10 protein-coding genes are annotated in these 11,132 nt (G+C 46.6%); 7 read left to right on the forward strand and 3 right to left on the reverse strand.

Going from position 1 to position 11,132, the window contains the following annotated elements; translation table 11 throughout:
• The first annotated feature begins 60 nt into the window (after positions 1-60).
• From lolA to serS, 3 genes are all read left to right on the forward strand, one after another.
• Positions 61-663, forward strand: a complete 603-nt coding sequence (gene lolA, locus AACQ17_RS01370) for an outer membrane lipoprotein chaperone LolA (RefSeq protein ID WP_047687948.1) — start codon at positions 61-63, stop codon at positions 661-663.
• Between the two features lie 48 nt (positions 664-711).
• Positions 712-2,061, forward strand: a complete 1,350-nt coding sequence (locus tag AACQ17_RS01375; protein WP_026028684.1) for a replication-associated recombination protein A — start codon at positions 712-714, stop codon at positions 2,059-2,061.
• Positions 2,062-2,163: 102 nt separating this feature from the next.
• On the forward strand, positions 2,164-3,471 hold the full coding sequence (serS, locus tag AACQ17_RS01380) for a serine--tRNA ligase (protein WP_094147321.1): 1,308 nt from the start codon (positions 2,164-2,166) through the stop codon (positions 3,469-3,471).
• A 79-nt stretch (positions 3,472-3,550) separates the two neighbouring features.
• On the opposite strand, the gene bioA is transcribed toward serS, so the two are convergent.
• Positions 3,551-4,840 (reverse strand): adenosylmethionine--8-amino-7-oxononanoate transaminase, encoded by a 1,290-nt coding sequence (gene bioA / locus AACQ17_RS01385; protein WP_094147320.1) that lies wholly within the window; start codon positions 4,838-4,840, stop codon positions 3,551-3,553.
• Between the two features lie 134 nt (positions 4,841-4,974).
• Here bioA and bioB point away from each other — a divergent pair, with 134 nt between their 5' ends.
• Genes bioB through bioD form a run of 4 tightly spaced genes read left to right on the forward strand, consistent with a single transcriptional unit; the run spans position 4,975 to position 8,651 of the window.
• Positions 4,975-6,027, forward strand: coding sequence for a biotin synthase BioB (gene bioB, locus AACQ17_RS01390; RefSeq protein ID WP_013856509.1), 1,053 nt, complete (start codon positions 4,975-4,977; stop codon positions 6,025-6,027).
• A complete protein-coding gene (gene bioF / locus AACQ17_RS01395) occupies positions 5,999-7,162 on the forward strand; it encodes an 8-amino-7-oxononanoate synthase (protein ID WP_094147319.1) in 1,164 nt (387 codons plus the stop codon). The genes bioB and bioF overlap by 29 nt, the downstream gene beginning before the upstream one ends.
• Before the next feature lie 2 nt (positions 7,163-7,164).
• Positions 7,165-7,968, forward strand: a complete 804-nt coding sequence (gene bioC / locus AACQ17_RS01400) for a malonyl-ACP O-methyltransferase BioC (protein WP_094147318.1) — start codon at positions 7,165-7,167, stop codon at positions 7,966-7,968.
• Complete coding sequence (bioD, locus tag AACQ17_RS01405) at positions 7,965-8,651, forward strand: dethiobiotin synthase (protein WP_170935195.1); 687 nt, start codon at positions 7,965-7,967, stop codon at positions 8,649-8,651. The genes bioC and bioD overlap by 4 nt, the downstream gene beginning before the upstream one ends.
• Positions 8,652-8,712: 61 nt before the next feature.
• Here the strand turns inward: bioD and dsbB are convergent, their stop codons facing one another.
• A complete protein-coding gene (gene dsbB, locus AACQ17_RS01410) occupies positions 8,713-9,252 on the reverse strand; it encodes a disulfide bond formation protein DsbB (RefSeq protein ID WP_069212015.1) in 540 nt (179 codons plus the stop codon).
• Positions 9,253-9,327: 75 nt separating this feature from the next.
• Positions 9,328-10,917 (reverse strand): Na(+)/H(+) antiporter NhaB, encoded by a 1,590-nt coding sequence (gene nhaB, locus AACQ17_RS01415; RefSeq protein ID WP_013856514.1) that lies wholly within the window; start codon positions 10,915-10,917, stop codon positions 9,328-9,330.
• Positions 10,918-11,132 lie beyond the last annotated feature (215 nt).

Raw genomic sequence — 11,132 nt, forward strand, 5'->3', positions numbered from 1 at the left:
CAATAAACGTTATAGAAAACGTTATAGACAAAAAATTGTTATCCATGGAGTGTGGTAATCATGAAAAGAGTGTTAGCCCTGTTGCTGTGTAGTTTTTCTGTCGCTGTTTTGGCTGCGCCAAAAGACGAGTTGAGCCAACGCCTCGCGCTGAACGCTGGTTTTAGCGCTACCTTTGCCCAGCAAGTGATCAGCCCTGAAGGTGATATTGTGATGGAAGGTCAGGGGAAAGTTGATATTGTTCGGCCAAGCCTTTTCCGTTGGCAAACGACCGCTCCTGATGAAAACTTACTGGTGTCTGATGGTAAAACCTTGTGGTATTACAGTCCATTTATCGAACAAGTGAGTATTTATAATCAAGAACAAGCGACGGAACAAACTCCTTTTGTGTTGCTGACTCGTAATCGCGCCAGTGATTGGGATCACTATAAGGTTGCACAAAACGGTGATGATTTCACCCTAACGCCAACCGCGGTAGATTCAAACCAAGGGCAGTTTCAGATAGCGATTGATGAGAAAGGGATCGTGAAAGGTTTTAACGTGATTGAACAAGATGGACAGAAGAGTCTGTTTACGTTTAGCGATGTACAACTAACACCGGCCGCTAAAGCGCGTTTCACGTTCCAGATCCCGCAAGGTGTCGAGGTTGATGATCAACGTAATTGAGATAGGGGCTAAGGCGTGAGTAATTATAGTGTGGGTAACTACAGCAGTGTGGGTAACTACAGCTTAGATTTTTCGGGTGATGAAGATTTCCGTCCGTTGGCCGCGAGAATGCGCCCTCAGACGGTTGAGCAGTATATTGGCCAGCAGCACATTTTAGGCGTGGGTAAACCCTTGCGGCGTGCATTAGAGGCCGGTCATATTCATTCGATGATCTTGTGGGGGCCGCCCGGTACGGGCAAAACGACCTTAGCTGAAGTGGCGGCGAATTACGCCAATGCAGAGGTTGAACGTGTTTCTGCGGTGACTTCTGGCGTTAAAGAGATCCGTGCTGCCATTGAAAAAGCACGCGAAAATAAAATGGCGGGTCGACGTACTATTTTGTTTGTAGACGAAGTGCATCGTTTTAATAAATCTCAACAAGATGCCTTTTTGCCACACATTGAAGATGGCACTGTGACTTTCATTGGTGCCACGACAGAGAATCCCTCTTTTGAGCTCAACAACGCTTTGCTATCTCGTGCTCGGGTGTACAAATTAACCTCGCTGGCTAGCGATGAAATTTTGCTGGCGCTCAATCAAGCAATCAACGATGCCGATCGCGGTTTAGGTAAAGTTGCAGCGCAGTTTATGGATAACGTGCTCGAACGTTTGGCTGAATTGGTCAATGGTGATGCGCGCATGTCACTCAATTATCTTGAGCTGCTGTACGACATGGCCGAAGAGAATGCGCAAGGTGAAAAGCTCATTACGCTCAAACTGTTGGCCGAAGTGGCAGGCGAAAAAGTGTCGCGCTTTGATAATAAAGGCGATATTTGGTACGACCTTATCTCTGCGGTGCATAAATCGATTCGAGGTTCCAACCCCGATGCGGCGCTGTATTGGTCGGCCAGAATGATCGCAGCAGGCTGCGATCCACTTTATATCGCTCGCCGTTTATTGGCGATAGCTTCGGAAGATGTCGGCAACGCCGACCCAAGAGGCATGCAGGTGGCGCTCGCCGCTTGGGACTGTTTTACCCGCGTTGGTCCTGCGGAAGGTGAACGTGCTATTGCACAAGCGATTGTCTATTTAGCGTGCGCGCCCAAAAGTAATGCCGTGTATAGCGCGTGGAAGCAAGCCTTAGCTGATGCGCATAATTTGCCAGAGTATGAGGTGCCGCCTCATTTGCGTAATGCACCAACCAGTTTGATGAAAGATCTTGGTTATGGAGCACAATATCGCTATGCCCACGATGAACCGGGAGCTTACGCGGCTGGCGAAAGTTATTTGCCGCCTGAAATGAGCGATACACGCTACTACCAGCCAACAAATCGAGGGTTAGAAACCAAAATTGGTGAAAAGTTAGATTACTTGGCCAGTTTAGATGCAAAAAGCCCACAAAAGCGCTATGAAAAATAGTCTCTTTTCGTTATCTTTGTCGGGTTCAATTTTCTCTACGCGTCGCTCTTATTAGAAAGGGATGCAGACGCGTTTTTCATAACTAAAAGCATAGGATTAGCAATGCTGGATTCTAAATTACTTCGCACTGAGCTGGATGAAACAGCTGCAAAATTAGCGCGTCGCGGTTTCAAACTCGACGTTGAGATAATTCGTCAACTTGAAGAACAACGTAAGTCCATTCAAGTAGAAGTTGAAAATTTACAATCCTCGCGCAACTCCATCTCCAAAGAAATTGGCCAAAAAATGGCCGCCGGCGACAAAGCGGGCGCAGAAGCAGTCAAGCTACAAATCGGCTCTCTAGGCAGTGACTTAGACGCGAAAAAAGCGCAGTTGAATGACATCCAAGCACAATTGGATGCGATTACTATGTCTGTACCCAACGTACCAGATGAATCGGTTCCTGACGGTAAAGATGAAAATGACAACGTAGAAGTTTCTCGTTGGGGCGAACCTAAAACTTACGATTTTGAGCTCAGAGATCACGTTGATCTTGGCGAAATGGCCGGTGGTTTAGATTTTGCTAGTGCGACTAAAATTACTGGCGCTCGCTTTATCGTGATGAAAGGCCAATTTGCTCGCCTACACCGTGCGATTGCTCAGTTCATGCTGGACTTGCACACACAAGAACATGGTTATACAGAAATGTATGTCCCTTATCTTGTCAACGCTGACAGCCTGTTTGGTACTGGTCAGCTACCTAAATTTGGTCAAGACCTATTCCATACTGAGCCACTAACTGAAAAAGTGAATGATGAAGAGCCACGTAAACTGTCTCTTATCCCAACGGCTGAAGTACCGGTAACGAACTTGGTGCGTGACACCATTTCTGACGAAGCCGATCTGCCACTTAAAATGACGGCTCATACACCTTGTTTCCGTTCTGAGGCGGGATCGTATGGTCGCGATACACGTGGTCTTATCCGTATGCACCAATTTGATAAAGTCGAATTGGTTCAGATTACGCGCCCAGAAGATTCAATGGCGGCGCTGGAAGAGTTAACTGGTCATGCGGAAAAAGTGCTGAAATTGCTTGAACTGCCGTACCGTAAAGTGGTGTTGTGTGCAGGTGACATGGGCTTTGGCTCTCGCAAAACTTACGATCTAGAAGTGTGGGTTCCTGCGCAAGGCACATACCGTGAGATCTCCTCTTGCTCAAACATGTGGGATTTCCAAGCACGTCGTATGCAAGCCCGTTTCCGTCGCAAAGGCGGCAATAAACCTGAGCTTGTACACACGCTGAACGGTTCAGGCCTTGCTGTGGGTCGTACTATGGTAGCCATTTTGGAAAACAACCAACAAGCCGATGGCCGTATTGCCGTTCCTAGCGTACTGCAACCATACATGGGTGGCGCAACGCACATCGGTTAATCATCATGCGTTAAACACAGTAAAAAAACCGACTTGCGAGTCGGTTTTTTTATGCATCAATAGTATGTGTCGGTTCTATTTAAGCCCCATCGATTTGAAAGCATTGCGAATTTTGCAATGCCATCGCTACAGCGTTGATCAGTTTTTCAATGTCATCTACTTGGCTAATAAACGGTGGCATCACATAGATTAAACAGCCAAAAGGACGGATCCAGACCCCTTGCTCAACAAATAGCGCTTGAATGATTTCCATATTGACAGGGCGATGCGTTTCAATCACGCCGATAGCGCCCAGCCAGCGCGCCTCTTTTACCATCTCAAAACGGTTAAGCATGGGCAGTAAATGAGCAAATTGCGCTTCAATACGCTGGGTTTGCTGTTGCCAATCGCCCTGTTCGATGAGCTCTAAGCTAGCGCAGGCGACAGCGCACGCCAATGGGTTAGCCATAAAGGTTGGCCCATGCATAAAGCAGCCCGCTTCGCCAGCACAAACCGTATCGGCGACTTGCTTGGTCGCCAGTGTGGCCGAAAGCGTCATATAGCCACCCGTTAAGGCCTTACCGACACATAAAATATCAGGCGCGATATTAGCGTGCTCGCAGGCGAAGAGCTTTCCAGTACGGCCAAACCCAGTTGCAATCTCATCGGCAATCAGTAGCAAACCATATTGATCGCAAAGTGCGCGCACGCCTTTTAAAAACTGAGGATGATAGATACGCATACCGCCAGCACCTTGCACAATTGGTTCTAAAATCACCGCCGCAAGCTCTTGATGAGCGTGCATTATTTTATCTCGAAAATCATCGAGATCGCGTTCATCCCACTCATCCCAAAAACCGCAAGTTGGCGAATCGGCAAAAATATGCTGCGGCAAAAAACCTTTGTAGAGCGAATGCATCGAGTTATCTGGGTCAGTGACTGACATTGCGGCAAACGTATCGCCGTGATAGCCATGACGTAAGGTGAGAAATTTCGCTCGTGGTTGACCTTTTGCATGCCAGTATTGCAGCGCCATTTTTAAGCTGACCTCCACGGCGACAGAGCCAGAATCGGCTAAAAATACGTGCTCAAGATTGCTTGGCGCTAATGCCAGTAATTTTTTACAAAGCGTAATGGCGGGTTGATGTGTGATACCGCCAAACATCACGTGTGACATTTTATCAATTTGCTGATGCGCAGCGTAATTAAGGTGTGGATGGTTATAACCATGAATAGTTGCCCACCAAGAGGACATTCCATCAATCAAGCGTCGCCCATCTTCCAAATAAAGATGGACACCTTGAGCGTGAGTGACGGGATAACAAGTCAATGGCGTCAGCGTTGAAGTGTAGGGATGCCAGATATGTTGGCGGTCGAAGAGTAAATCCATGATCAGTCCATATTGCTGAGTTTGATTAAATATTAATCAAACGTAAACTTGTGTTTTCTTTGGTTGTTGACAGTTTATCGCTTGTCAGTAGACTAGCCAAGCAACAAAATAATAAAACTGAATAAGGAAGAGATGTGGAAGTTCGTCATAACTGGACCGTTGCTGAGGTGAACGCACTGGTCGAAAAGCCGTTTATGGATCTACTGTTTGAAGCGCAGCAAGTACATCGTCAATACCATCCCAAAAATTATGTTCAGGTCAGTACGTTACTTTCTATTAAGACGGGGGCGTGTCCTGAAGATTGTAAATATTGCCCGCAGAGTGCGCATTACCGGACTGATGTTGATAAAGAACGGTTGATGGAAGTCGAGCGGGTGTTAGACGCGGCGCAAAAAGCGAAGCGCTCTGGCTCGACCCGCTTTTGCATGGGAGCGGCGTGGAAAAACCCGAAAGCGCGTGATATGCCTCTCTTGAAAGAGATGATTAGTGGCGTGAAAGAGATGGGCTTGGAAACGTGTATGACGTTGGGCATGCTAACGCCTGATCAAGCAAGCGAGTTGGCCAGTGCAGGGCTTGATTATTACAACCACAACCTAGATACCTCACCTGAATACTATGGCAACATTATCACCACCCGAACCTATCAAGATCGCCTTGATACCTTATCGCACGTGCGCGATGCAGGAATGAAGATCTGCTCTGGGGGAATTATCGGTATGGGAGAGAGCGCTAATGACCGCGCTGGCCTGTTGGTGGAATTAGCGAACTTACCAACCCATCCTGAAAGTGTACCGATTAATATGCTGGTCAAAGTGAAAGGCACACCGTTAGAGCAAGCCGAAGATGTCGAAGCGTTTGATTTTATTCGTCTGATTGCCGTTGCTCGGATCATGATGCCACAATCGGCGGTGCGTTTATCGGCTGGACGTGAAAATATGAATGAGCAGATGCAAGCGCTGTGCTTTATGGCAGGTGCAAACTCCATTTTCTACGGTTGCAAGTTGCTAACGACTCCTAATCCTGATGAAGATAGCGATATGCAGTTATTTAAAAAACTGGGTATCAATAGCCAACAAGTGAGCCAAAAACCGGATGAAGTTGCAGAAAGTGAGCTGCTTGAACGTGTCGTAAAACGGGTGGCAGCTCGTCCTACTAAAGATGATCTTTTCTACGATGCCAGCGTTTAATTCACGTATTTCAGCGGCGCTCAGTGCTCGTCACGATCTTGGGCTTTCTCGTTCTCTTATCGAGCTTGAGGGAGGCAACCAGGTTCGATTGTGCAAAGATGGCCGCCAGTATCTTAACTTTTCCAGTAACGATTACCTTGGCCTTGCACATGACTCAGAATTGATTGCCGCTTGGCAGCAAGGGCTGAGTATGTATGGTTGCGGTAGTGGCGCATCTCCTTTGGTCACAGGCTTTAGCTCAGCCCATCGCAACCTTGAATCTAACTTGTGTGAGTGGCTAGGTTATGAGCGAGCCATTTTGTTTGGCTCGGGTTTTAGTGCTAATCAGGCACTGCTGTTTAGCCTGCTCAATAAAGACGATTTGCTACTGCAAGATAAACTTAACCACGCCTCTTTGATGGAAGCAGGAATGCTTTGCGCAGCCAGTATGAAGCGTTTTCGGCACAACGATGTCACTCATCTTAAGCAACAGTTTAACCGCGATAGTCATACGTTAGTGGTGACTGAAGGGGTCTTTAGCATGGATGGTGATTGTGCACCGCTGTGCGAAATCACGGATGCACTGCAAGGTGAAGCGTGGTTGGCAGTCGATGATGCACACGGCATCGGTGTGTTGGGCGAGGGTGGGGCAGGCAGTTGCAGCGCGGCAGGAATAAAACCACAGCTCTTAGTGGTGACCTTTGGCAAAGCCTTGGGGTTATCGGGTGCAGCTATCTTATGCAATCAAGAGGTGGGTGACTTTCTTACGCAGTTTGCTCGTCACCACGTCTATTCTACAGCCATGCCGCCAGCGCAAGCTTATGCAGTAACTCATGCTATTTCAATGGTCACTCAGCAGCCGTGGCGCAGAGAAAAACTAACTGAGCTGCAAGCTTATTACGCTGAATCCATGCAAGGTTTCGATGGCTATGTTGAAACGCTAACGCCAATCAAACCTTACCTTGTTGGTGAGGCGCAAACAGCATTGAACATCGCCGATCAATTGCGACATAGTGGGTGTTGGTTGACCGCGATTCGCCCACCAACGGTGGCTCAAGGCCGTGCTCGATTGCGTATCACTCTAACCGCCAACCACACTATTGCTGACATAGAGCAACTAACCACACAACTGCAACGTGCGCTAGAGGAGAGCTGAATATGTCACAAACTCATGCCATAGAGATAAATACGCTGCATGACAAAGCCGCCATTGCCCACTCTTTTAGCCGCGCGGCAAAGCATTATGATGTACATGCCGCTTTTCAACGTGACGTAGGACACCGTTTATTGGACAAAATGCCGCGCAATCTAGTAGGGAAAAGAGTGCTCGATCTTGGTTGTGGTACGGGCTATTTTTCAGAGCAACTGCGGCGTAGAGGGGCGTATGTGGTATGTGTTGATCTCTCCAGTGAGATGCTAGTACAAGCTAAAATACGTTGTGGTGATGTTGGCGTCACCTATTATCAAGCCGATGCTGAGGCGCTTCCTTTCGCCAACGCCTCTTTTGATTGCGTTTTTTCTAGCTTAGCGCTGCAGTGGTGTGATGACCTTGTTCTACCACTGCGACAAATTCACCGCGTATTGAAACCACAAGGGATGGCTTATTTTTCGACATTATTGGACGGTTCGCTGTTTGAACTGAAACAAGCGTGGACAAAAATTGATACACATCAACACGTCAATGATTTCATCACACTCAATCAGGTAAAAATTGCGTTAGCGCAATCTCACTGTTACCACCATCAACTAGACTTGCCTTCGATCACAGTTTGGTATGACAAAGCTTTTTCCTTGATGAGAGATCTTAAAGGAATTGGTGCAAATCACGTAAGTGGACGCTCACAAGGGTTAACAAGCCGCAAGGCTCTACTGCAAATTGAGCAGGCATACCAAGCATTTCAAAACCATCAAGGTCTTCTACCTGCAACTTATCAGGTTTGTTTAGGGGTTATACATCGATGATTGATGCATTTTTTATTGCGGGTACGGACACCGACGTTGGAAAAACGGTCGCTTCAAAAGCGATTCTACAAGCATTAGCCGCCAAGGATTTGGTGACTATTGGCTACAAACCCGTTGCCGCTGGTAGCGAAAAAACGGAATTTGGCTTACGCAACTCAGATGCATTACATCTGATGAAAGCGGCAACCCAAGAGATGCCCTATGGTGATGTGAATCCATATTCTTTAGCGCTCCCTACATCACCACATATCGCCGCAAAACATGAACACGTCGAGATTGATTATGGCGTGCTCAGTAGCAAATTAGCTAAGCATAAAGCGAACGCTGACATTGTGTTGATCGAAGGTGCTGGTGGTTGGCGCGTTCCGATCTCTGATACGGATTGCTTGTCTACTTGGGTTAAACAAGAACAACTACCCGTGGTATTAGTGGTAGGGATTAAACTAGGTTGCTTAAGCCATGCAATTTTAACAGCGGAAAGTATTATCGCCGACGGGTTGAAGATTGTTGGCTGGGTAGCCAACCGAGTGAACCCCGGAACTGAGCATTACGCTGAAATTATTGCAATGTTGGAATCGCGCATTCCAGCGCCTAAGCTTGGTGAAATACCCTATGTGCCAACGGTAAAACGGCAACAAATTGGTAAGTATATTAATGTTGATCCGCTGCTTGCGTCAGAGTAAGCGATGTGAATCAGCCAAAAGGCATCTCTTAGCGAGATGCCTTTTTTGATCAAGCAGGTTATTACCGCAGCTTATTGACGGGGGTTTTCGCGAACTGAGCTAAAACAACAAAAGCGAGCACCAGCAAGTTAGCAGCATAGATGACCACTAGCCACTGTGGCATGGAAAGCGTTAAAAATTGCCATACCACTTTCGAACAGTCACCGTAAGCTTCGAACATCCAAGGTGCCCATTGATTGAGTGGTGCCCAGCTTGGAAAAGTGACAAATAAATCACAAGTGGCAAAAGGAGAAGGGTTGAATTGGTAGTCTACATGTTGCATAGCTAAGGTCAAACCTTTATAAGCACTGGCTCCCCAAGTAACGAGTCCAATCCAACGAACAATCGGATTATTGGGTGCGATTAAGCCAAGCAGAGCCGCTCCGCCAATTCCTAGCATCGCCACACGTTCATAAATGCACATCACACACGGTGCGAGCATCATGATGTGCTGAAAAAAAAGCGCACAAGCCTCAAAAAAAACCACAAAAAGAAGTAATAAAAACCAAGATTTTCTCGATTGAGAGAACAGTTTCAGAGTAGAAAAAAAAGTCACATTCAATACCTGTAAAGAATAAAAAGCCCTGATAGTTCAGAGCTTTTTAACTTAGATAAGTTTCATTATCAACCGAATATTTTAATGCCCAGCAGAGATGGCTTGAACTGCTTTGGCTGAATGGTGCGTAATCCACCCTAAGTCATAAAAATGCGCAGTCATGGGTTCAACTAAGAAGACAATGCCAAACAGGCCAACTAATGCCAATACAATCGTGTAGGGCAGAGCCATGATGACCATTTTGCCATAAGAAAGGCGGATCAATGGTGCAAGTGCTGATGTTAATAAGAATAAGAAAGCGGCTTGACCGTTTGGTGTTGCTACTGACGGTAAGTTCGTACCTGTGTTAATCGCGACAGCCAATAAATCGAATTGGTCACGTGTGATAACACCTTCTAGTAGCGCTGTTTTGACTTCATTAATATAGACAGTGCCAACGAAAACGTTATCCGAAACCATCGACAAAAGCCCGTTAGCCACATAGAAGAGAGCAAGCTGAGCCCCTTTATCTTCAACATTCAACACAGCATCGATAACTGGCTTAAAGAGTTGTTGATCGATAATTACGGCTACGATGGAGAAGAATACCGCCAGCAGCGCCGTAAAGGGTAGGGCTTCTTCAAATGCTTTGCCTAGCGAATGTTCTTCTATCACACCAGTAAATGCTGTCGCCAAAATAATAACTGAAAGACCAATCAATCCAACTGCCGCTAAGTGCAGTGCCAATCCAACAATCAGCCAGACAGCAATAGCGCCTTGGATCCAAAGTTTTGCGACGTCTTGATTGGTTCGATTTTTGCGCTCAGCCGTGTCAAAATCGACCAGAATTTGACGAACGTTAGCGGGTAATTCTGCGCCGTAACCAAATAGCTTCAGCTTTTCAACCAATACACAGGTCAAAATACCACAGAGAAAAACAGGTACGGTTACCGGAGACATACGGATGATAAACTCGCCAAAAAACCAACCTGCTTGATCGGCGATGATCAAGTTTTGTGGTTCACCAACCATGGTCATCACCCCGCCTAAAGCGGTACCTACGCCAGCATGCATCAGTAGTGAGCGCAAAAACGCACGATAGTTTTCTAGGTCATCACGTGTTAGTTCTGATATATGCTCATCTTGAGTATGGTCATGAGCGGAGCTTGTCCCTTGTCCCGATGCCACTTTGTGATAAATCGAGTAAAACCCGACGGCGACACTGATGACCACGGCAATAACTGTTAAGGCATCCAAAAATGCAGACAGGAAAGCAGCTGTAATGCAAAAGGCGACCGAAAGCATCGCTTTTGAACGAATACCAAGCAGTATTTTGGTGAAGATGAACAGCAATAGCTGTTTCATGAAATAGATACCAGCCACCATAAACACCAGTAGCAGCAGAACTTCGATGTTATTCACAAGCTCATGTTTTACTTGCTCTGCACTGGTCATCCCAATGGCGATAGCTTCGATAGCCAATAAGCCACCAGGTTGTAGGGGATAGCATTTAAGCGCCATCGCTAGGGTGAAAATGAATTCAACCACAAGTAGCCAACCAGCAATAAATGGGTCGACCAAAAAGAAAACAATCGGGTTGATGATGAGAAAAGCAATAATGGCAACTTTGTACCAGTCAGGGGCTTTACCAAGAAAGTTCTTGAGAAAAGCGCTTCCGAGGGACATCGGCATGGGTAGTTCTCTTACTGTTGAGATGATAGACGCTGTCAGCTTATCTTTAATTCATTATGTGAAGTGGCCAAATAGAACGTGTTAAACACGAAAACAGTATCTATCGGCAATGTTCTAGCGAAACAACAAACCGTTTAGGGATTATGGTTTTACCAAGACACTCCTTGAGTGAGACAAGCAATCCTTACTTCGACCGTCACTCTACTCCGCAAGCT

It is taken from the genome of Vibrio sp. V10_P2A27P122, assembly GCF_963874335.1.
Classification (GTDB): Bacteria; Pseudomonadota; Gammaproteobacteria; order Enterobacterales; family Vibrionaceae; genus Vibrio; species Vibrio anguillarum.

Coding starts and splice junctions, on each gene's coding strand:
- lolA (WP_047687948.1), top strand. CDS start 61: ATGAAAAGAGTGTTAGCCCTGTTGCTGTGTAGTTTTTCTGTCGCTGTT.
- serS (WP_094147321.1), top strand. CDS start 2,164: ATGCTGGATTCTAAATTACTTCGCACTGAGCTGGATGAAACAGCTGCA.
- bioA (WP_094147320.1), bottom strand. CDS start 4,840: ATGGATTTACTCTTCGACCGCCAACATATCTGGCATCCCTACACTTCA.
- bioF (WP_094147319.1), top strand. CDS start 5,999: ATGATCTTTTCTACGATGCCAGCGTTTAATTCACGTATTTCAGCGGCG.
- bioC (WP_094147318.1), top strand. CDS start 7,165: ATGTCACAAACTCATGCCATAGAGATAAATACGCTGCATGACAAAGCC.
- bioD (WP_170935195.1), top strand. CDS start 7,965: ATGATTGATGCATTTTTTATTGCGGGTACGGACACCGACGTTGGAAAA.
- nhaB (WP_013856514.1), bottom strand. CDS start 10,917: ATGCCGATGTCCCTCGGAAGCGCTTTTCTCAAGAACTTTCTTGGTAAA.